This window comes from Edaphobacter flagellatus (assembly GCF_025264665.1).
Taxonomy (GTDB): domain Bacteria; phylum Acidobacteriota; class Terriglobia; order Terriglobales; family Acidobacteriaceae; genus Edaphobacter; species Edaphobacter flagellatus.
In genome coordinates this window covers 1,673,999-1,695,565 of sequence record NZ_CP073697.1, presented here as the reverse complement: position 1 = coordinate 1,695,565, position 21,567 = coordinate 1,673,999, and the positions used below count along the sequence as shown (strand labels likewise).

At 57.1% G+C, this 21,567-nt stretch carries 16 protein-coding genes and 1 tRNA gene; 12 read left to right on the top strand and 5 right to left on the bottom strand.

Going from position 1 to position 21,567, the window contains the following annotated elements; translation table 11 throughout:
- The first annotated feature begins 31 nt into the window (after positions 1-31).
- Positions 32-1,540, top strand: a complete 1,509-nt coding sequence (locus KFE13_RS07180; protein ID WP_260706482.1) for a GH39 family glycosyl hydrolase — start codon at positions 32-34, stop codon at positions 1,538-1,540.
- A gap of 35 nt (positions 1,541-1,575) precedes the next feature.
- Here KFE13_RS07180 and KFE13_RS07175 read toward each other — a convergent pair.
- Both KFE13_RS07175 and KFE13_RS07170 read right to left on the bottom strand, forming a co-directional pair.
- Positions 1,576-1,651 (bottom strand) — tRNA-Cys (locus KFE13_RS07175).
- Between the two features lie 43 nt (positions 1,652-1,694).
- On the bottom strand, positions 1,695-2,351 hold the full coding sequence (locus tag KFE13_RS07170) for a peroxiredoxin (protein ID WP_260706481.1): 657 nt from the start codon (positions 2,349-2,351) through the stop codon (positions 1,695-1,697).
- Between the two features lie 292 nt (positions 2,352-2,643).
- Between KFE13_RS07170 and KFE13_RS07165 the strand changes: the two genes are divergently transcribed.
- Positions 2,644-3,591, top strand: coding sequence for a PhzF family phenazine biosynthesis protein (locus KFE13_RS07165; RefSeq protein WP_260706480.1), 948 nt, complete (start codon positions 2,644-2,646; stop codon positions 3,589-3,591).
- A 629-nt stretch (positions 3,592-4,220) separates the two neighbouring features.
- Entirely contained in the window at positions 4,221-4,652 is a 432-nt protein-coding gene (locus KFE13_RS07160) for a response regulator (RefSeq protein ID WP_260706479.1), read from the top strand.
- Between the two features lie 38 nt (positions 4,653-4,690).
- Here the strand turns inward: KFE13_RS07160 and recG are convergent, their stop codons facing one another.
- Positions 4,691-7,078 (bottom strand): ATP-dependent DNA helicase RecG, encoded by a 2,388-nt coding sequence (gene recG, locus KFE13_RS07155; protein WP_260706478.1) that lies wholly within the window; start codon positions 7,076-7,078, stop codon positions 4,691-4,693.
- 88 nt (positions 7,079-7,166) lie between these two features.
- On the opposite strand from recG, the gene KFE13_RS07150 reads away from it, so the two are divergent.
- The 5 genes from KFE13_RS07150 (at position 7,167) to polA (ending at position 14,256) form a co-directional block, all read left to right on the top strand.
- The gene (locus KFE13_RS07150) at positions 7,167-8,075 is read left to right on the top strand and encodes an ABC transporter ATP-binding protein (protein WP_260706477.1); all 909 of its coding nucleotides are present in this window, start codon (positions 7,167-7,169) and stop codon (positions 8,073-8,075) included.
- Positions 8,068-9,312 (top strand): ABC transporter permease, encoded by a 1,245-nt coding sequence (locus KFE13_RS07145; protein WP_260706476.1) that lies wholly within the window; start codon positions 8,068-8,070, stop codon positions 9,310-9,312. The genes KFE13_RS07150 and KFE13_RS07145 overlap by 8 nt, the downstream gene beginning before the upstream one ends.
- Positions 9,313-9,333: 21 nt before the next feature.
- Positions 9,334-9,975 carry a lysophospholipid acyltransferase family protein gene (locus KFE13_RS07140; RefSeq protein WP_260706475.1) on the top strand — a complete coding sequence of 214 codons (642 nt, stop codon included), beginning with the start codon at positions 9,334-9,336 and terminating at the stop codon, positions 9,973-9,975.
- A gap of 89 nt (positions 9,976-10,064) precedes the next feature.
- Positions 10,065-11,171 (top strand): tRNA preQ1(34) S-adenosylmethionine ribosyltransferase-isomerase QueA, encoded by a 1,107-nt coding sequence (gene queA / locus KFE13_RS07135; protein WP_260706474.1) that lies wholly within the window; start codon positions 10,065-10,067, stop codon positions 11,169-11,171.
- 109 nt (positions 11,172-11,280) lie between these two features.
- Complete coding sequence (gene polA, locus KFE13_RS07130) at positions 11,281-14,256, top strand: DNA polymerase I (RefSeq protein WP_260706473.1); 2,976 nt, start codon at positions 11,281-11,283, stop codon at positions 14,254-14,256.
- 3 nt (positions 14,257-14,259) lie between these two features.
- On the opposite strand, the gene KFE13_RS07125 is transcribed toward polA, so the two are convergent.
- Positions 14,260-15,528, bottom strand: a complete 1,269-nt coding sequence (locus KFE13_RS07125; RefSeq protein ID WP_260706472.1) for a GGDEF domain-containing protein — start codon at positions 15,526-15,528, stop codon at positions 14,260-14,262.
- A 286-nt stretch (positions 15,529-15,814) separates the two neighbouring features.
- Between KFE13_RS07125 and KFE13_RS07120 the strand changes: the two genes are divergently transcribed.
- Positions 15,815-16,546, top strand: a complete 732-nt coding sequence (locus tag KFE13_RS07120) for a tetratricopeptide repeat protein (RefSeq protein WP_260706471.1) — start codon at positions 15,815-15,817, stop codon at positions 16,544-16,546.
- Positions 16,547-16,640: 94 nt separating this feature from the next.
- Here KFE13_RS07120 and KFE13_RS07115 read toward each other — a convergent pair whose 3' ends face one another.
- Positions 16,641-17,777, bottom strand: coding sequence for a potassium channel family protein (locus tag KFE13_RS07115; RefSeq protein ID WP_260706470.1), 1,137 nt, complete (start codon positions 17,775-17,777; stop codon positions 16,641-16,643).
- A gap of 257 nt (positions 17,778-18,034) precedes the next feature.
- On the opposite strand from KFE13_RS07115, the gene KFE13_RS07110 reads away from it, so the two are divergent.
- From KFE13_RS07110 to glmM, 3 genes are all read left to right on the top strand, one after another.
- Entirely contained in the window at positions 18,035-18,433 is a 399-nt protein-coding gene (locus KFE13_RS07110; protein WP_260706469.1) for a response regulator transcription factor, read from the top strand.
- Positions 18,434-18,578: 145 nt separating this feature from the next.
- Entirely contained in the window at positions 18,579-20,102 is a 1,524-nt protein-coding gene (gene xseA / locus KFE13_RS07105; protein ID WP_260706468.1) for an exodeoxyribonuclease VII large subunit, read from the top strand.
- A 67-nt stretch (positions 20,103-20,169) separates the two neighbouring features.
- On the top strand, positions 20,170-21,549 hold the full coding sequence (gene glmM, locus KFE13_RS07100) for a phosphoglucosamine mutase (RefSeq protein WP_260706467.1): 1,380 nt from the start codon (positions 20,170-20,172) through the stop codon (positions 21,547-21,549).
- Positions 21,550-21,567: the final 18 nt, after the last annotated feature.

The following is a 21,567-nucleotide window of genomic DNA, read 5'->3' as shown; positions in this document are numbered from 1 at the left end:
CCTTCTTCATATCTGTACCAGGGGAGCGATCATGCGCTGTTTTTTGCGAGCATTTTCTGCTTTAGCCCTTCTTCTGCTTATCGCATCTAAGTTAGGAGCGCAGGAGCACATCGTGATCGATGCGAACTCTTCTGGTACTCCATTTCCCCACTTCTGGGAGCAGATGTTTGGCTCCGGCCGCGCGATTCTTTCGCTGCGCGAGAGTTATCGCAGCGATCTACGCGCTGTAAAACAGATTACGAATTTTCGCTATGTCCGCTTTCATGCGATCCTTCATGACGAGGTGGGTGTCTACAACGAGGACGAGCATGGGAATCCTGTCTATAATTTTGCATACGTTGATCAGATATACGATGGTTTGCTCGCCAACGGCGTTCGCCCTGTAGTTGAAATTAGTTTTATGCCGAAGAAACTCGCCTTCAATCCTGATGCATTACATCCCTTCTGGTATAAGCCCAATGTCTCTCCTCCAAAGTCAATAGAAAGATGGGATGACCTTATTACTGCATTTGCTCATCACTTAGTAGAACGTTATGGCATTGAAGAAATCTCTCAGTGGTACTTCGAGGTGTGGAATGAGCCGAACATCGATTTTTGGGGCGGCATTCCAAGGCAACGCAGTTATTTCGAACTGTATGACCACACGGCGAGAGATTTGAAGGCGGTCGATCCTCGACTGCGTGTTGGCGGGCCTGCTACTGCGGCCGCTCAGTGGATAGATGCCTTTCTGAAACATGCGGCAGACAAAAATATCCCTGTCGATTTTGTATCAACTCATGGTTATGCCGATGACACCGTTGAAAACATGTTTGGAACGAACGAAGAGATTCCAATGAGCAAACGTGTCTGCCGCGCTATCGCAAAGGTGAGAGGGCAGATGAAGTCGGCCGGCAAGATTAATATGCCGTTGTTCTGGACGGAGTGGAATGTATCGGGAATGAATAAGGTACGTGATACCACCTATGTCGGAGCTGCTTTAGCGAACACGATAAGGCAGTGCGATGGTATGGTCGACATGATGTCCTTCTGGACATTTTCTGATGTGTTTGAAGAAGGTGGTCCTGGGCCGCAGCCATTTATTGGTCAATTCGGTTTGCGTGCAGAGTTTGGAATCAATAAACCGAGTTACTATGCATTCGCTCTGCTCCATATGCTTGGAGATCGGCGTATTTCGAATCCATCACCGAATGCGATTGTGACGAAAGACGCGAACGGCATGCTCTCCATTGCTGTATGGAACCTGGCAGAGCCTGACTCTGGACCAGAGAATCCAGCGCACACCCGTACGATTATGCTCTCCATAGACGGTGTCACTCCTATCGCAAGAGCCACCATACAACGAGTCGATAACGAGCATAGTAACGTACTTCCAATTTATGCGGCGATGGGAAAGCCGAAGTATCCCTCTCCTTCCCAGGTTGATCAGATGAATAGGGAAACATCTCTGCAAAAACCTGAGGTTGTGCATCTTGATAAAGGGCAGCTCGCAATACAGCTTGAACCGAACGCGTTAGCCTTGATCAAAATTTCTCCAAAATAACAAAGCCAGCCTTGAGCTGGCTTTGTTATTGAGCTTGGAGCACCGAGAGGGAATTGAACCCTCGAATACTGGTTTTGCAGACCAGCGCGTTAGCCACTTCGCCATCGGTGCATCTGGCCCCGCAAGAATAACTGCGGAGTTTGTAAAGATTATCTTACTTCGGCTGGGTTGTCGTGCGGAGATATGGTTTCAGCGTCTTATATCCCGGGAAGATCTTATCCGCCTCATCGTTGGAAACCGCTCCAGTGATGATGACATCGTCGCCCTGCTTCCAGTTTGCTGGCGTAGCCACCTTGTGCTTTGCCGTCAGCTGCATGGAATCCAGAACCCGAATAATTTCATCGAAGTTGCGTCCCGTTGTCATCGGATATGCCAGAGTGAGCTTGATTCGCTTATCGGGGCCAACTACAAAGACCATGCGCACAGTCGCATTGTCGACAGGCGTACGTCCTTCACAGCTGTCGCCAGCATCGCCCGGCAGCATGTCATATAGCTTCGCAACCTTCAACTCCGTATCGCCAATGACAGGGAAGTTTACGGGCGACCCGGTGACCTCTTCGATATCCTTTGCCCACTTACCATGATTCTCGACCGGATCGACACTCAGGCCAATTACCTTGGCGCCGCGTGCTGCGAACTGACTCTCGAGCGATCCAACAGCACCCAACTCCGTTGTGCACACGGGGGTAAAGTCCTTAGGATGCGAGAACAGGACTGCCCAGCTGTCGCCGATCCACTCGTGGAAACGAATCGTGCCGTGGGTTGTCTCTGCGGTAAAGTCTGGAGCTACATCGTTGATCCGGAGTGACATAGGATGTGCGTACCTTTCGGGGATTCATACCCATTTTTAGAATGTATCTATCGTGCGAATGAAAAACCCACCCGCTATGTGGGTGGGTGGGTTCCGCTACTCGAAGATGCTTACTTCGATCTGCTTATCCACGCACCCCCCACCGGGTCGCAGCAACAGCAGCAGCGCATCGAGGTCGTGTTGGGCATGATCATCATGGATTCAAAAATCTTTGTACCGCAGCTAGCTAAGCTAGCATCAAGCTGATTGGCCCGATTGCGGTCTATAGAAAACATAAGTCTCGGAGTTCCGTATGTCAAATCTGCCCCCTGTTGCAGCTCCTCCAACCACCGCACACGTTGCTTATGACTATGCCCTAACCGATGTCTTCGCCGAGCGACCCCTTGAAGGCAACCAGCTTGCGATCTTTACCGATGCTCGCGGACTCACCGACACGGAGATGCAGTCACTTGCTCGCGAAACTAATCTTTCCGAGACGACCTTCATCCTTCCCCGCGATCCCGAGGCTGAGCACCACCACGGCGTGCGTGTTCGTATTTTTACGACTGCTGAAGAACTCCCCTTCGCCGGACATCCCACTCTCGGTACAGCTAGCTGGCTCTACTGGCATCATCCCTGGCTGCGTGCTGCCGAAGAGATCGTGCTCGATCTGAATGTCGGCCCAATTCCTGTTCGCTTCACTCCTTCAAAGCCTGGCGAGCAAGGCGTTTTCGCAACGATGCGGCAGAACGATCCCATCTTTGGTGAGATACAAGATCACGCCACGGTCGCAAAGGTTCTTCAAATCTCAGTCGATGACCTCGATCCAGCTCTGCCCATACAGACAGTCAGTACGGGCAATCCTTTTTGCATCGTTCCACTGAAATCTCTCGCTGCGTCTGCGCAACTTCGCGTGCCGCAGACGCAGCAAGTCAGTGAATACCTCCGCCATAACAAAGCAAAGTTTTTCTATTTTCTTACGCGGGCTGAGAGCGGATCAGGTGCTGACTGGCACGCCCGCATGCAGTTCTATAACGGCGAAGACCCCGCTACAGGTTCGGCAGCTGGCCCATCCATAGCGTGGTTGGTGAAGCACGGCGTAGTGGAAAGTGAACGGCGCATCGTCATCGAGCAGGGTGTCGAGATGCTTCGTCCAAGCCGCCTATACGTCTCTGCTGCCCGAGTTGGTGACAAAGTCACAAATGTGTTCGTGGGAGGGCGCACCATTCCTGTTGCAATGGGACGCTTTTTCCTGCCGTGATGCACGCGATTTCAACAGAGCTCTTATGTGAATCACCAATGAATTCGCGCTGATTCGCAATTCGGTGGATGTGCAAGTCCAAATCTCTTTCCTTTTCGCCCTAACTTCGCCATTGCGTTGGCGCTCAACTCTTCATACTCTTGGCAAGCGTTAACGATGTTGTGCACGTAACGTGCACAACATCGCTGATGAGTTCTTTCGCCTGTATTACTGACAACCTGAGTTGAGAGATGTCGTAACTGCTCGGCAGTCGCGATCTCCTTCATGACGCAACATCGCTGTCTGCACACGCAGCCGCATGATCGTTTGTATTTGATCGGCATCGGCTACATTCGCGACATTGATTTCTGCGCATGATGAGAGTCTTGCGTGGCAACCTGCACTGGCGTCGCATCTCTCTACCCCGCTGTCCGGCCTGGCCGGATAACGGCACTGTTCCTCCCGGGGCAGCAAGTAGACTATTGTCTTTTACTTGCTGCTCAGGGAAACAGCACGACCGTTCTGCGCCAAAGAACCACTTTTTTGGCCGGACCAGCGGGGGTGTGCCTGAAATTCGGACCCAAATCCGGCCAACCAGCCGGCTTAAGTCCGCCCATCAGCCGGATACCACCGGCAGAAGTGAGACATCATTGCGGCCTAAGAAGACGATCCTTTGCGTTGACGATAACGAACAAGCCCTCTCCGTTCGGACCTTCCTCCTCGAAACCCGTGGCTATCGTGTGATTCCGGCTCTCTCGCCGCAGCACGCTCTTGAAATAATTGAACAGTCTGCTCCGGGTTCGCTCGACCTCTTACTCTGTGATCTCGTGATGCCCCAGATGAACGGTAACGAGCTTGTACGCCGTGCCAAGCATATCCAACCCATGCTCCCCGCGATGATTGTCTCGAACACGGTCTCATCCTTTGATCGCGCCTGTGCTGCAGATGTTTTCCTCCCGAAGGGAGCCTGCTCGCCCGCCGAGATGATCGAGCGCATTCGCGTCCTCGTGGCCCGCAAGCGCGGTCCGCGTAAAGCGTATCCAGTGCCACAGCCTACTCTTACCTCTGCGGTTGCTTCGTAATAGCTTGGCTTAGAGAGTAGCTATGCATGTCTTGCTCTCTAAGCCTCTATCAGCCCGTACCGTCTTTGCCACTGGAGCTTCAGCCGTTCCCGCACAACATGACGCTCTTCGTGCGGGGTCGTGTTATCCGAGGTTTCAGCGAACCGAGCCGCTTCGACTTTTGCTAGCTCCAGCACCTGTCGATCACGCAACAGGTTCGCAACGCGAAACTCAGGCATGCCAGCCTGGCGAGTGCCAAAAAATTCGCCGGGCCCACGCTGCTCAAGATCCAACTCAGCCAGCTCGAAACCATTCTGCGTCGTCACCATTGCATTCAGGCGAGCCTCCGCCTGTTCGCTGACACGCTCTCCAGTCATCAGAATGCAGTAGCTCTTTGCCCCCCCACGGCCTACACGACCGCGCAGCTGATGCATCTGAGCGAGCCCAAACCTCTCCGCATGTTCGATCACCATCACCGAGGCATTCGGAACATCGACGCCAACTTCGATAACAGTCGTTGCGATCAGCACATCAATCTCTCCACGCTGGAATCGCCGCATCACAACGTCCTTCTCATTGGCATTCAGTCTTCCATGCAGCAGTCCAAGCCTCAGCCCTTTTAAGGCACCTGCGCGAAGCTCCTCATACATATCGCTTGCGGCACGTAGAGCCTTCTTCTGAAACAACTTCTCAGCCTCAGTCTTCTTTCCAGGCTTCTTCTTTGTTTTTGCTTTAGAAGAAGTGCCATCCTGCGTAGAACGTAGCGCGGCTGAAGTACCCGCGGCTCGCTTCCCAGTCACTAATTCTTCTGCGGTCTCTTCCTGAGCAAAGTCCAACTCCGGCTGATCGTCCCGAACACCTTCGATTACGGGATATACGATGTAAGCCTGCCGTCCCGCAGACACCTGCTTTCGCACAAACTCCCAGACGTCCTCTGCGCGTTCTTCGGTTGTCCTCCGAGTCACTATCGGAGTTCTTCCCGGCGGCAGTTCGTCGATTACGCTTGTCTCCAGATCGCCGTACAGCGTCAGCGCAAGCGTCCTCGGAATTGGTGTGGCCGTCATAACCAGCACATCAGGCTCAGCCATCCGTCCGTCCGGCCCGGGTTTCTTCATCAACCTGAATCGCTGTTGTACGCCAAACCGGTGCTGCTCATCGACGATCACCAGTCCCAGATTGTCGAAGTCCACCTTCTCCTCGATCAACGCGTGTGTCCCAATCGCAAGCTCTGTTTCGCCGCGATAGATTTTTCCTCGCGCCTCGCGCTTTGCCGCATCATCCAGAGAGCCGGTCAGCAGCGTCACACGATACGGCTTTCCCGTGCGTGGCGAAATCGCGCCATCCAACAGCTTGCGTGCAGAAAGATAATGTTGCATTGCAAGAATCTCCGTAGGAGCCATCATCGCAACCTGATAGCCGTTCTCGATCGCAATCAATGCCGCCTGCATCGCGACAATCGTTTTGCCCGAACCAACATCACCCTGCAGTAACCTGCGCATCGGCTGTCTGCGCCGCATATCTGTGGCAATCTCGCCAAGCACGCGTTTCTGTGCAGATGTCGGGTGAAATGGAAGTATCTGTTTCAGCGCTCGCCGCACCTTCTCGTCTGTAATAAAAGCTGTTCCCTCACGCTCGCGCAGACGACGACGTTTCAGTTCCAGCCCTAACTCCAGATAAAACAGTTCCTCAAAAATCAAGCGTCGGTGCGCCGGTGTCGCTGCTGACACCAGCTCTACCATCGGAGTCCCTGCTTCAGGAAAATGCACTGCCCGCAATGCATCCAGTCTTGCTGGCAATCCTAGTCGCTCAAGCATAGCCCTTGGTAAAGTCTCTGGTACTGCGTTGGCTTGCTGACTCACTATCTTGCTGACTCGCTCCTCCCCCCCGAGCTCCTCGAGCAATCCCCAAACCACCCGTCGTAGCCACCGCGAAGTCAGCTTCGCACCCCAGGCCGTCGTTCCGCCGAGGAATTCATACACCGGAACGATACGGCCCACTTCCAGCGAAACAAACTCAGCTTCAGGAGAATCTGCCGACGGCAAAATCTCAAACTGCGGCTGAATCATCTTGAACTTGCCCGCAGTTGAGCGCGAAGCTTCCAGCTTGCCGTACAGGGCGACCATCTGCCCGGTTTTGAATCTGTCCTTTAGATAAGTACCGTGGAACCACATGCATTTTACTGTGTCGAGCCCCTGACCTACCGTCATCTCAAAGATTGGCATCGAACGCGTCCGCAGCAATACCGCACCACGTACCTCGCCAATAATCGAAGCCATCGCGCCCGCCTTCAGTTCGCGGATCGGCACAGGATTTAGCCGATCCTCATACCGGAACGGCAGGTGGTACAGCAGATCTTCTACCGTCTCGACTCCACGCTGCGCCAGGGCCGCAGATACGCGTTCGCCTACACGCTTGACGTATTTAATTGGAGTCGAAAGTTCCAGCACAGACCGATGCTATCAAGAGCAAAGCTGAAACTCCTCGACCGTCAAGCCGTCCTGATAAACTGACCTTTACAAACCCTCGCGAGAATCCATGGCAATCGTCCAGCTTCAGCATGTCCGCAAAGCCTACGACACAAAAATCGCTGTCGAAGATTTGAGTTTCCGCATTGAGCCAGGCACCATGTTTGGCCTCCTCGGGCCAAACGGCTCCGGTAAGACCTCCTCCATCCGCATGATGATCGGTATCACCGTACCCGACTCCGGTACAGTCGAGCTCTTCGGCCAGCCGTTCGACCGCAAAAGCCTCACCCGGGTCGGCTATCTGCCCGAAGAGCGGGGGCTCTATAAGAAGATGAAGGTCATCGATCAACTCGTATTCATGGGCCAACTCCACGGGTTGGACGTCGACATCGCAACCCGCCGCGCCCACGCCTGGTGCGAACGCATGGAGATCACTGAGGCAATCCCCAAGAAGGTCGAAGAGCTCTCCAAGGGGATGCAACAGAAGATTCAGTTCATCGCCGCGCTGCTGCACGAGCCCGAGCTCATCATCATGGACGAGCCTTTCAGCGGTCTGGATCCAGTCAATGCCACGCTGCTCATCGATACGCTGATCGATCTGCGCAAAGAAGGCCGTGCGATCCTCTTCTCCACGCATCGCATGGACCAGGTAGAAAAGATGTGCGACGCCATCTGCCTCATCTCGCGCGGTCAGCAAGTACTCTCCGGCTCGATGCGCGAGATCAAATCACGCTACCCGCGCAATCGCGTGCAGATCACCTTTGAAGGAAGTAACGCCTTCCTGCAAAATCCCGGAATCGAAGAGTACAAGCTCTACAATAGCTCCGCTGAAATTAAGCTTCGCGACGAATCGGCCGCACAGCAGATTCTCGCCAAGGCCATTTCCGGAGCCAAAGTAACCCGTTTTGAAGTCATGGAGCCAACCCTCGAAGAGATTTTCATCGAGGAAGTCAGCCGAGGGGGCAGAGTCGATGCCTAACAATACGCTTCTTATCGCCAAGCGCGAGTACCTCGAGCGCGTCCGCACCAAAGCCTTCGTCATCACTACGCTGCTCATCCCTGCACTGATGGGCGGAGGCATCCTCTTCTCAGTGCTTAAATCCAAAAGCTCCAAGCCTGCCTCGCACATTGCCGTCATCGCTCCCGATGCCGACTTCGGCCTCGATCTGCAAAACGAGCTCGAGCATGGCAAGGATTCTGCCATGAAGGTCGATCTCATCTCGCCTGCGACCAGCACCACCCGGCAGGATGTTGTCAACGAGACCGTCAATAAACAGATCGATGGTTTCCTCTGGATCGACTCGACAAATGGAGCGACTAAGGCTGTTTACACCTCCATTAGCAACGGCGACATCTCGACCACCGGCACTATCTCATCCGCACTTCGTCGCGTCGTCATGCGTCAGGGCCTCCAACATCGCGGTCTCAACGCGGGCGATATCAAGACGATGATGGACCCCGTCGAGGTGGAGACTGACACCATCAAGAATGGCGAGATCTCCAAATCAGACACTGTAACCGCCTTCTTCGGTGCCTACATTCTCTTCTTCCTGATGTACATGGCCGTCATGCTGCACGGCATGAATGTCGCCCGCTCCATCATCGAAGAAAAGACCTCCCGCGTTTTCGAAGTCATGCTCGCCACTGTCAAGCCGGAAGAGATGATGATGGGCAAACTCTTCGGCGTCGGAGCCGTAGGCCTCACGCAAATCGGAATCTGGGTTGCGGCCGCTATGCTGCTCTCCTCGCAGGCCATCGTATCGGCTGTGGGAGCAGGCACCTTGCGGATCCATTTTTCCGCGCCGCAGATCATTGCGTTCATCGGCTATTTCATCCTCGGCTTCCTGCTCTACTCAGGTATCGCCGCAGCCATCGGCGCAATGGTCAACTCCGAACAGGAGCTGCAGCAGTTCAATCTCGTCATCGCGATGCCGCTGGCCGTTTGCATGTTCGTACTTGGTCCGGTCATCTCGAACCCAAGCTCCAACTTCTCGCGCATCATGTCGCTCATCCCTACCTGCACGCCGTTGCTGATGTACCTGCGTATCTCCATCTCCAACGTGCCTTGGTACGACATTGCGCTCTCGATTGTGTTGATGCTTGCGACCATCTGGGCCGTCATGTGGTTTACCGCGCGCGTCTATCGCGTCGGTATCCTCATGTATGGAAAGCGCCCGAACCTGCCTGAGATCCTACGTTGGATCAAATACAGCTAAGCTCGCTGTAAACTCATTCACGTGTCCGAGCCTGCAGTCCATTACACCTTCAAGCAGCGTGTCATGCTAACCATCGTTCCTCCGCTGGCGTATATGATCATCTGCCTGCTTGGAGCCACGCTGCGCTATGAAGACATCTGCGAGCCCGGTATGGTCCCGCAGTACGAAACGCCTCCGCCGCTCATCTACGCGCTCTGGCATCGCTGCCTCCTCGCCTGCGCATGGCGCTTCCGCAACGCCAACCTGCACATCCTCATCAGCCGCAGCTTCGACGGTGAGCTGATCGCTCGCACCGTCGAGCGGCTCGGCTTCGTTGCCGTCCGCGGCTCCAGCTCCCGCGATGGAGCCGTCGGCCTCCGCAACCTCCAGCGGGCCTACCTACAGAACAATTACATTGCCATCACCGCCGACGGACCGCGCGGCCCTAGGCAGAAAACTAAGCCCGGCGTGGCCCAACTCGCATCTCTCGTCAACGCGCGTGTGGGGGCCATCTACCTCCACCCTCACCGCGCCTGGGCTCTCCGCTCTTGGGATCGCTTCCTCATCCCTAAGCCCTTCTCCCGCATCACCATCGCCTGGACGATCCCCGTTGTCGCCGAACAGCAAGCCGTACAAAACGCATTGGACCGAGCCACAGGCTTAGCCGAATCTCACACGTCTTAAACGGGCGTCATTCCGAGCGGAGACGAGGAAACACCGCATTTTGCCTGAAGGCCACGACTGAACGGGATCGGAGCATTAAAATAAATACAGTGCGCGTCGCCGACTTCCATTTCGACCTTCCCGAAGAACTCATCGCGCAATCTCCCCCACCCGTCCGCGGTTCCAGTCGCATGCTCATCCTCGATCGTCACGCCGGCGAGTACCGCGACGATTTCTTTCGCAACCTCCCGCAAATCCTTCAACCCGGCGACCTCCTAGTCCTCAACGACAGCCGCGTCATTCCCGCGCGCCTCTACGCCACACGCGTCCGCAGTCCCCACACGCAGGCAAGCTCGCCTGACCCCACCGGGCGCATCGAAGTCCTCCTCACCCAACAGCTCGGCTCGAATGAATGGTCTGCGCTTGTCCGGCCCGGCCGCAAGGTCCAGCCCGGCGAACGTCTCCACTTCGCCGCCTCCAGCGAAGTGCCTCCTCTGCTTGAGGCCGAAGTCCTCTCCGCTGCCGACTATGGCGAGCGCATCCTCCGCTTCACGCCCACACCAGACTTCCGCGCCATCCTCGATCGCATCGGCCACATGCCGCTCCCACCCTACATCCATCGCGACGACACCCAGGACGACCGTGAGCGTTATCAAACCGTCTTCTCGCATGAGCCCGGCTCCGCCGCCGCACCCACCGCAGGCCTCCACTTCACACCAGAAATCCTCGAACAACTCCGCCACCGCGGCGTGCAGATCGAAACCATCACCCTCCACGTAGGCCTCGGCACCTTCCAGCCCGTGCGTACTGAAGACGTCGAAGACATCCACCTCCACGCTGAGCACTACACGCTGCCCCCAGCTACGGCTGAGGCCGTCAACGCCGCCCTACGCGAAGGGCGCCGCATCATCGCCGCTGGAACTACCACGACACGCACGCTCGAGCACTGCGCCCATATCGCAACCACCGAAGCCTTCGAGCCACACACCGGTATCCGCCTGCATCCGCACTCCGGTCAGACCAGCATCTTCATCCGTCCCGGCTTCCGCTTCCGCATCATCGACGGCCTGCTCACCAACTTCCACCTTCCGCAGTCGACGCTGCTTATGCTCGTCAGCGCACTTGCGGGAAGAGAAGCCGTCCTCGCCGCCTACACGCACGCCGTCCGTGAACGTTACCGCTTCTTCTCTTACGGTGACTGCATGTTGATCCTCTAAAGTTGGTTCCTATTACAAATGGGTGTCCCACATCTTGATTCTGAGATATGGGCTGGCAAAATGTTGTGCTCGTCACAATCGTCTCCCAACGCGCTACCATCAAAAGGCCATGGCAAAGACGCCCACCAAGCCCTCCGAATCGAAATCCACCAAGCCCCCCATCTATCTCCTCGACTCGATGGCTTTCATCTTTCGTGCCTATCATGCCATGCAGCGCTCGCGCCCTATGTCCACGCGCACCGGCATTCCCACCGCAGCGACCTATGTCTTCGTCAACATGATCAACAAGCTGCGCAAGGACTTCCAGCCCGAATACCTCGCAGCTGTCTACGACGTCGGTGCCCCCGTCCATCGTAACGAGATGGCCGCGCAGATGAAGGACGTCAAAAAATTCAACATCAAAACCCAACAGTTCGAGACCATCGAATACGGCGGCTACAAGGCCAACCGCACCGAAACTCCTCCCGACCTCATCCAGCAGCAGCCCTACATACGCCGCGCGCTCGAGGCCTTTCGCATCCCCATCCTCTACTACGAAGGCTTTGAGGCCGACGACGTCATCGGTACCCTCTCGCACAAACTCTCTGCCCTTGGCCACCACGTCTATGTCGTCTCCTCCGACAAGGACATGATGCAACTCGTCACCAAAGACGTCTCCATCCTCAATCCAACGAAAGACAACCTCATCCTCGACCCCGCAGGCGTCGAGGCCAACCTCGGTGTCCCCCCCGAGCGCGTCATTGACGTCATGGCGCTCCGCGGCGACTCCATTGATAACATCCCGGGTGCCCCCGGCATCGGCGATAAAGGCTCCGTCGAGCTCATCCAGCAATTCGGCACCGTCGAAGCAGCCATCGATGCGGCCACTGCAAATCCCGAAGCCATCAAGCGCAAGACCTACCGCGAATCCCTCGCCAACAACCGCGAGAATATTCTTCTCTCCAAGGAGCTCGTCACCATCCACACCGAGGTCCCCATCGAATATTCACTCGATGCCATGCGTACGCAGCCTCCGGACCTCGCCGCCTGCCGCGACCTCTTCTCGGAACTCGAATTCACCACACTCCTCAAGGAACTCGCGCCCGCGGCCGACACCACCGTTATCACCTACGAGCTCAAACCCACCACCGTCCAGATCAAGCATCTTCTCGAAGAAGCACGCGCGCTCAACACAATAACCGGCAAGGCAAACGGCCTGGCCCTCGCTATCTTTGAAGACGCGCAGGCCATCGCCGAAGAGATTGCTGCCGAACCTTCCGAAGACACGCTTGAGCCTGAGCCGCCTCCAGCAGAAAACATGTCTCTGTTCGGAGCATCACCCGTAGTTATAGCTGAACCTACAGCGACAAAGCCGGTAGAAGACCCAGCACGCCGCCTCGGCCTCGCCGTCAACGATCACTTCGCCATTGAGGTCCCACTCGACACCCCAGGCATCCAGGAAGCGCTCTCCGACAGCGCTATTCCCAAAGATATCCACGACCTCAAGGCCGTCCTGCGCGCACTCCAGCCACACGGCATTCAGTTAGAGGGTATTCGCAACGACGTCATGCTGCTTAGCTATCTCGTCAATCCGACGCATGGCTCACATACGCTGCCTGACATCGCCGCACGCAGCACCAGCCGAACCCTCGTTCATCAGCCGACAAAAGAAAATCCCAACGATCCCAAGCGCCTGCCTGAAGCCGCCGCCGCGATCGTTCGCCTCTCCACTACGCTCGGCCAACAGGTCGCCGACTATGCGCCTACCCAGCATGCCATTCTCGCCGACGATCCGGCACTCGGCGGAGCCGTCACAACCGAGATGCTCTTCGCCGACAAAAAACAAAAAGCGGAAGGCAAGCAGCAGGGAAGCATCTCTACTCTCCAGCACGTCTACGAGACCCTCGATCTCCCTCTTGTCCCCGTCCTCCTCCGCATGGAGCAGACCGGTGTCCGCATCGACCCCGACTTTCTCCGTGGTATGTCCACGCGCCTCGCCGTCGAGATCGACAACCTCGCCGAAAAGATATACGCAGACTCCGGCCATCGCTTCAACATCAACTCCCCCAAGCAGCTCGGCGATGTTCTCTTCAACAAGATGCTCCTACCCAAGCCGATGAAGTACGGCAAGGGCAAGGTCGTCTCCACTGCGCAGGACGTCCTCGAAGAGCTGGCTGAAAACCACCCCATCGCCGCGCTCGTCATCGAGCATCGCCAGCTCCAGAAGCTTAAGGGGACCTATCTCGACGCCCTTCCCGTCCTCGCCGACTCCGAAGGCCGCATCCACACCACCTTCAACCAGGTCGGCACTGCGACCGGCCGCCTCTCCAGCACCAACCCCAATCTGCAGAACATTCCCATCCGCACTGCTGTAGGCCGTGAGATCCGTGCCGCCTTCATCGCAGCACCCGGCAACCTCCTGATGTCTGCCGACTACTCGCAGATCGAGTTGCGTCTCATGGCCCACTTCTCGCAGGACCCACTCTTGCTCGATGCCTACCGCACCGGCAAAGACATCCATACTCTCACCGCGTCTGAGGTCTTTGGTGTCGACGCCGCTACGATGGATAAAGAAACCCGCAACCGCGCTAAGGCGGTCAACTTCGGTATCGTCTACGGTATCTCTCCCTTCGGCCTCGCTGCCCAACTCGGCATCGATCAGAAGACGGCTCGCGAATACATCGAGACCTACTTCCAGCGTTACAAGGGCGTCGAGCGCTTCATCGAAGACACGCTGGCCACCGTGCGCCGCGAGCAGTCTGTCAGTACCTTTTTTGGCCGAGTCCGTCCTATTCCCGACATTCACTCCCGCAATCCCAACATGCGCGGCTTCGCTGAGCGCACTGCCGTCAATACGCCTCTGCAAGGAACTGCCGCCGACCTCATCAAGCTTGCAATGCTTCGCATCGACGCCGAGTTCACCCGCCGCAAGCTGCGCTCCCGTATGACCCTCCAGGTCCACGACGAGCTTCTCTTCGACGTCGTCCCCAGCGAGGCAAAAGAGGTTGAAGCTCTCGTCAAGCACGAGATGGAGCACGTCCAGGAATTCTCTGTGCCTATCGTCGCAGAGGTTGGCGTTGGCCAGAACTGGCGCGATATCAAGTAGCTGTTAACGGCTAAGGTAGAGCTCGGTTTGGCTCAGGGCCAACTCTTCAGACGCGCAGCATACGCAGTTGCGTCCGTTCGCCTTGGCCTTGTACATCGCTTTGTCGGCAGCTTCCAACAGCCGGTCTGCCGCATCGTGGGGCACTGGATATGCGGTCGCAATGCCGCAGCTCACCGTCGCAACCGTGTTGGAGTCATACGGCTGTTGCGAGGCATCCAGGGCAGGGAAGCCCGCCAACTCCACCATTTTCCGTACGCGTTCTGCCACGTGGACGGCGGCAATCTGGGGCGTCGCAGGCAGCAGAATCACAAACTCTTCACCGCCAAATCTTGCAACGAAGTCATCTTTCGCGCGAAGCGCCTGTTGCAGTAATGACCCGATGCGGCGCAGCACTTCGTCGCCGTACAAATGACCGTACCGGTCGTTCAGCTTTTTGAAATGGTCCACATCAATCACAATGACCGATAATGCCGTGCCGGAAGCAATCGATCGTTTCCACAGCTCCGCATACTGCGTATCGAACGAATGCCGGTTCGGCAGCCCAGTCAGCGCATCGCTTTCCGATCGTCGCAATAACTGTGCGTTCAGCCGATTCAGGTCTCGGACCATCAACTCATCGCGTAGCTTCAGCAGGTAGTTCAACCGCTCTTCGCGATTCACGCTGTAGTTTGCCACCAGCGTAATCGCTATCGTGCCGATGGCAAGCCCGATTCCCAAAATCTTTTCCTGGTGGGTCAGCATCTTGTCCAGGTGCAGAAAAATTCCATCGCCACCCAGCATCACCATCGAGGTCACCACCGCATACGGAAACCGCAACCGCATCACGATGTTGATAAACAGCACTACCGCCAGCACCGCGGGTTGCACGTATGCCGAGGCCGCCGCGCTCTTGTTCGACTCTAGATAAAGCTGTGTCAGCCCCGCCAGCGAAGCCGCAAACGCGATGCTTGTCTCGCGAACCGTCTTGCCCGGTCGCTGTAGTACGCTTGCATTTACGATCAGGCATAGCGGAGTAATGATCAGCATCCTGACTACAAACGCTCGGCGGAAGTCTGCCGGTGAGCTGAAGTAGTCGGCGATTAAAAACAGATCGAATAGCAGAATCGCAATCAGGCCTTCCAGCCACAAGCGCTTGCCCCGGCGCTCCGCCGTGTCCTGCTCAAAGCGTTCTTCAAGTGCGCTTGGGAAGATAGGCCATTGAAACCGCATCCGCGAAAACATCCGGATCTGACGGTCTACAACGTCGATATCTTCCTGTCTGCTGATAACCATGGCCCTGTCTGCTACCGGAACATTTCCATCATCGGAATCAACCCGGGTGTACCCCGGAAGTTACGAGTGTCTCTGCACTCTTTTGCACTTATGCTTACATTATTTTCTCTTTAAAATCCCGTTTTTCTACTTTTATCGACAATTGCTGTGAAAATGGCCGCGTTCTGTTTCCCGCCATTCGTAATCTCGGCTCCGCCTGATAAACTTAAAGCCGCCGTGCGAGTGCCTATTCGCATGGCATCCCTCGTGCCCTTTTCGCACGATCCAGAAGGAAGATCCGACCAAAGTGGACCAGCAAACCCGTCAAGCTCTGAAGCACGACCAGTTCGTCGACACAACCCAGCACGGCATCGAGTGGGCCGAGAAGCATCGCCGCAACCTCATCGTCTGGGGCGCCATCGTCGTCGTTCTTCTCCTCGTCGCTGTCCTCTCCGCTGTTGTTTACAGCCACCGCAGCGAGCAGGCCGACAACGCCTTTGGCAACGCCATGCAGATCTATCAGGCTCCTGTCGCAGCGGCTGGACAGCAGGTCCCTCCTGGCATGAAGACCTTTCCCAGCGCTGCTGAGCGTGCCAAGGCTGCCAATCAGCTTTTCCTTCAGGTTGCCGATCAGTACGGCATGACCTCCTCCGGTCGCCTCGCCCGTTATTTTGCTGGGCTTACCTACATCGAAGCTGGCCAGAACGCTTCCGCTGAGTCCACCCTTAAGCAGGTTGCTTCCAGCTGGAACAGCGATCTCGCCTCTCTCGCCAAACTCGGCCTGGCTCAGCTCTATCGCCAGACCGGCCGCGACTCCCAAGCCATCGACCTCTACAACGAGATTTCCGCGCATCCCACTACTGCCGTTCCTGCGGGCACCGCGCAGCTTCAGCTTGCCGATCTCTATGAAGCTGAGAACAAGCCTGAGCTGGCCAAGAAGGTCTACGCTACCCTCAAGGACAAGGACAAGGGAGCAGCCGGAACGATCGCGGCTCAGAAGCTCAACCCAACCCCCGCTGGGGCTGGCCCAGGTCTCTAAGAAACCGCTTCGATCTCATGAGAACACCTGCAAGCTAGTCAATGCTTGCAGGTGTTCTGTTTAAGGTGAAATTTGCGGAGGCTATTTTGCTATTTCAATGCCCACGCTCATTGCGCAGCAGCGAAGCCACCCGTCCAGCCTCCGCTTCCGTCCGCAACTTTGTTAGTAAGGTCCACTGGTCTTTCTCTTTCTTCGCCGGAACCCACGCAGGCAGCGGCATCCGCAGATACTGCGAAAGCGCCTTCGCATGTTGCTCATAAAGCTCGCGCACCGTCCGTAGTCTGTCCGCCGAGGCTTGATCCCCGCACAGTCGCAGGCCCATATCTCCCAACACTTCGCACAACCGCCCGAAGTCGCTTTCAGGAAGTCGATCCACCGCGCTCTGTATCGTCCAGGCCCTCTGTTCCTGCACATGAAATACATTGCCCAGGTCGATCAGCGCATGCCGCGCCATCACAAACGTAAGCTGGGCCTGCCGTGATGCGGGCCCTTCCAGCACCGAGATCAGTAGCGAGCAGGTATCCAGAATCGCTACCAGTGCCGATAGCCAGCTCTGGCTATCGTGCTGCGACCGGTAGAAGCAGAGAATCGGGTACGAGATATGCGACTCCAGAATCTCCGCCGCCCATTTTTCCCACTCCACCAGCAGCTCCGTCAGAGCCACATCGCCACCCTCGAATCCATGCCTCCGCAGCAGCTCCGTCGCCGTTGGAGGCGATCCCGCCCTCGCATCCAGCAGAGCAATATTCACTTCTCGTCGAGAGAACGCCTGATACAGCACCGGCAGATAGCCGATCACCAAAGCTACAAATCCCAGCCCCACCCCAGACTCGCAGATAATCAGCGTCCGCGCTGCCATGCTGTGGGGCACTACATCGCCCAGCCCAAGCGTAAACAGCGTCGTTCCGCTCACATACAGCGCCGTCCGCACCTTCGACAACCCCGCCGCCGTCTGCACCCCCATCACATCCGTAAACGGAGTCCCCAGCGCGAAGTAAAACATTCCGAATCCAACGATCAGCAGCAAGGCCCACAGCAGCAATAGCAGAATCAACGATAGCGGCCCATACGCGCTATAAAACTGTTCGCGCGCTCTGGCGTTCTTCATCCTTCCGCCAATCACTGTCCACGGATGCCACGTCGTGATGAAGAAGAACCGCGTGATGCGGAACCGTCCCGTCGCTCGCCGTGGCAGAATGATCGTCTGAAAAGCGTCCACAAACACTGCCATGCAGCACAGCAATCCCGTAATCAAAGCAACTATGCGCAACCTGTGTCCCTCTGTCTCGTTATAAAATCTTTCTTACGGAAACGATCCGCCGTTTAGATGGTTTTGTCACCTCTCAGGAATCACCTCCGGACCAACAGATTGCCCAGCCCATCTTCTCTACGGTAAAAATACCGGGATTTTCATTAGACATTTTCTGCAGTATTGAATAATCTGCTCTTCCCAGGTCTCAACTTACAGCCAGGATGGCTCTGCACGTCATGAGCACGCCGAAAAAGGCCGGGACCCCCTCTCGCATCCTTATCGTGGATGACGACCAGCTCGTGGCCGATACCCTCACACTCGTCTTCAGCAAGAAAGGGTTCGACGTCCGCACCTGCTACTCCGCGGAGGACGCACTGCCATGTGCCCGCGCCTTCCTCCCCGATCTTCTCCTCTGTGATGTTCTGTTGCCCGGCACAGACGGCTACACGCTCGTTCGCCAGATATCGGGCGAGCTCCCTGCCTGCCAGGTGCTTATCTTCACCGGCACTCAACCCACGGTCGAAGTCTTCAAAAGTCAGACCCGTAGTCTGCCACGGCCACCAGCGATCCTCACCAAACCCTGCCAGCCCTCCGAACTCCTCCGCGAAGTGAATTCACTCCTTCGCTGTGCCTGATCTTCTGGATCATCAATTACTTTCGACGCTAGATCGCGGATCGCTCCTTCGCAAATATGCGCTATCCCTCGCGAAGCCAGGGAGCCTGATTTCGTTCATGCCACCGCAAACACCACTCAGATCCACCTGCTAGACTCAACCTCTGATGTCCTCCCCCGAGCAGAAGCCGCCCACTCTCGCCAGCCTTCGCGCAGGCCGGGCACTCGCACGCTCCTCGCGCAACGAAGATACCAACGCCCTGCAATCCGACCTCTTCTTCCCCGCCACCGAGCCTGAAGAGCCTGAGCCCCCAAAGACGGCTCCGGTAAAACCGGCATCTGTCATCGAGCGCCATATCTGGACCGTCGCCGCACTCGTCAACCGCATCCGCCTCCAAGTCGAATCCAACTACGCCGATACCTGGGTCGAGGGCGAAATCTCCAACTGTCGCATCGCTCCCTCAGGTCATATCTACTTCACCCTCAAAGACGCTCAGGCTCAACTCCCCGTCGTCCTCTTCCGCCGTCAGGCCCAACTCCTTCGCTTCCGCCCCGCCGACGGTCTCGCCATCCTTGCCCGCGGCCGTATCTCCGTCTACGAGTCCCGTGGCCAACTCCAGCTCATCGCCGAAACCCTCGAGCCACGCGGCGCAGGCTCCATCCAGCTCGCCTTCGAACAACTCAAAGCCCGTCTTCTCGCTGAAGGGCTCTTTGACGCCTCACGGAAACAGCCGCTCCCTGCTTTTCCGCGCACCGTTGGCGTCATCACCTCGCCCACCGGAGCTGTCATCCGCGACATCGTTATCGTCATCCGCCGACGTCATGCGCCGCTTAACCTTCTCGTCTACCCCGCCGTCATGCAGGGAGTATCATCGCCGTCTTCTGTCGCCGCAGGTATCCGCTTCTTCAACCGCAATCCCAAGCACGTCGATATCATCCTCATTGCTCGCGGCGGCGGCTCGCTCGAAGACCTCGCCTGCTTTAACGACGAGGCGCTCGCCCGCATCATCGCCGCCTCTGAGCTCCCCATCGTCTCCGCCATCGGACACGAGACCGACTTCACTATCGCCGACTTCGTCGCCGACCTCCGTGCTCCCACCCCTTCCGCTGCCGCCGAAATCATCACAGCCGCACAGCATCGCATCGAAGATCGCGTCAGCCAACTCGACCATCGTCTCCGCCGCGCCGTCCGGCTGACTCTCATCGAGACCCGGCAGCGTTACGATCGCCTTTCGGCTGTCCAGGTTCTGCGCTCCGTTACCCACTCCATCAACCGCCGCGCCCAGCGCACCGACGAGCTGATTCATCGCCTCGACCGAGCCATTGAGCGTCGTCTCCGCTCTCACTCCGATCACCTGCACGCCCTCATCGAACGCCTGCGCCCTCAGGAGCCGACTCTGCGTCTCGCCACCTCGCATCGCCGTCTTGAGCACGCAAACCTCAGACTAGACCGCGCTGCATCATCCGCATTCGCCCTCCAGCGTGCCCGACTACAATCCATCACCACACGGCTTGAAGCGCTCTCCCCCTTAAATGTTCTCGCTCGGGGATATGCCCTCGTCTATAACGCCGATGGAACGCTCCTCCGCTCTGCAGCAGAAACTACCGCAGGGCAAACAATCCAGGCTCGTTTAGCCAAGGGGAGCCTGGCTGCACAAGTCCTGACGACTAAACAACATAACGAAGCGTAATCGACCACTTTACGAACCCAGATACTTTGTATCTCCCATGCCTCTCGGCACCTAGTACCCTGTATCTATGAAAAAGCTTTTTGGGACCGACGGCATCCGCTCCGTCGCGGGCCAGTATCCCCTCGATCCAGGCACCGTCCATGCTATTGGCCTCGCTCTCGCCCATCATCTCGGAGCCACCCCGCGTGTCATCCTGGGCATGGATACCCGCGAGTCCGGCCCGGCCATCGCCGCACAGCTCACCTCGGGCCTCACACAGGGCGGTGCAACGGTCGAAAGCGCCGGTGTCATTACTACACCCGCCATTGCCTACCTCACTCGGGCTCATAGCTTCTCTGCCGGTATCGTCATCTCGGCCTCGCACAATCCATGGGAAGACAACGGCATCAAAGTCTTCGGCTCCGACGGCTACAAGCTCCCGGACTCCACCGAGCTGGCTATCGAAGAAGAGATATTCAAATTCCTTGAGGCGACACAACACATCTCGAACGAAGCGGCGAGTGGAGAGATCCACTTCTCTCCCGCAGGCATTAACGCAGCACCTCCCGTCAACGAAGCCGACCGCGCAGACTACATCCGCTTCCTCCTTGCCGCTGTCCCTGGCCTCTCTCTCGGCAACCAGCGCATCGTCGTCGACTGCGCCAACGGAGCTGCGTCTGCTGTAGCCCCCGAGCTCTTCGCGCAGATTCCCGGTGCCGATGTCATCATCACCCACGCTTCTCCCAACGGTCGCAACATCAACGAGCACTGTGGCGCTCTCCACCCCGAGATCGTCGCTGCTCAGGTGAAGCACCAAAAAGCCGCCTTAGGTATCACCTTCGACGGCGATGCCGACCGTTCCCTCTTTGCCGACGAGCACGGAAATGTCGTCAACGGCGATGCTATCCTCCTGCTTGCCGCCCGCGATCTCCAAACCCGCGGCCTGCTTACCAACTCCACCGTCGTTGCCACCACCATGTCCAACATGGGGCTTGAGGCTGCTCTGAAGCGCTCCGGCATCCAGATGCTTCGCGCCAATGTCGGCGACAAGTACGTCCTCGAGCAGATGCGCGCCACCAACGCCGCACTTGGAGGAGAACAATCCGGCCACATCATCTTCTCCGGCCGCTCCACGACTGGCGACGGCCTCCTCACCGCGCTCCTCCTCCTCGACATCGTTCACCGTTCGGGCAAGTCTCTCTCGGAGCTTGTCGGCGATCTCAAGGTCTTCCCGCAGGTTATCGTCAACGTCAAAGTCCGCGAGAAGAAGCCTCTCGACTCCATTCCCTCTGTCGCCAGCGCCATCTCTGCTGCCGAGCAGGAGCTGGCCGACTCCGGCCGTGTCGTCATTCGATATTCCGGCACAGAGGCCCTCGCCCGCGTTATGATCGAGGCCGAATCCGAGCCACTCATGCGACGTCACGCTGATACCATTGCTAACGCCATTCGGGCAGAGCTAGGACTCTAGCCCGGTCCGAAGGGAAAC

Excerpts from the sequence above, each read along its gene's own strand:
- polA (WP_260706473.1), top strand. The coding sequence starts at position 11,281 with ATGGCAAAGACGCCCACCAAGCCCTCCGAATCGAAATCCACCAAGCCC.
- xseA (WP_260706468.1), top strand. The coding sequence starts at position 18,579 with ATGTCCTCCCCCGAGCAGAAGCCGCCCACTCTCGCCAGCCTTCGCGCA.
- KFE13_RS07125 (WP_260706472.1), bottom strand. The coding sequence starts at position 15,528 with ATGGTTATCAGCAGACAGGAAGATATCGACGTTGTAGACCGTCAGATC.
- KFE13_RS07150 (WP_260706477.1), top strand. The coding sequence starts at position 7,167 with ATGGCAATCGTCCAGCTTCAGCATGTCCGCAAAGCCTACGACACAAAA.
- KFE13_RS07170 (WP_260706481.1), bottom strand. The coding sequence starts at position 2,351 with ATGTCACTCCGGATCAACGATGTAGCTCCAGACTTTACCGCAGAGACA.
- KFE13_RS07145 (WP_260706476.1), top strand. The coding sequence starts at position 8,068 with ATGCCTAACAATACGCTTCTTATCGCCAAGCGCGAGTACCTCGAGCGC.
- KFE13_RS07115 (WP_260706470.1), bottom strand. The coding sequence starts at position 17,777 with ATGGCAGTGTTTGTGGACGCTTTTCAGACGATCATTCTGCCACGGCGA.
- KFE13_RS07110 (WP_260706469.1), top strand. The coding sequence starts at position 18,035 with ATGAGCACGCCGAAAAAGGCCGGGACCCCCTCTCGCATCCTTATCGTG.
- KFE13_RS07165 (WP_260706480.1), top strand. The coding sequence starts at position 2,644 with ATGTCAAATCTGCCCCCTGTTGCAGCTCCTCCAACCACCGCACACGTT.
- KFE13_RS07180 (WP_260706482.1), top strand. The coding sequence starts at position 32 with ATGCGCTGTTTTTTGCGAGCATTTTCTGCTTTAGCCCTTCTTCTGCTT.
- glmM (WP_260706467.1), top strand. The coding sequence starts at position 20,170 with ATGAAAAAGCTTTTTGGGACCGACGGCATCCGCTCCGTCGCGGGCCAG.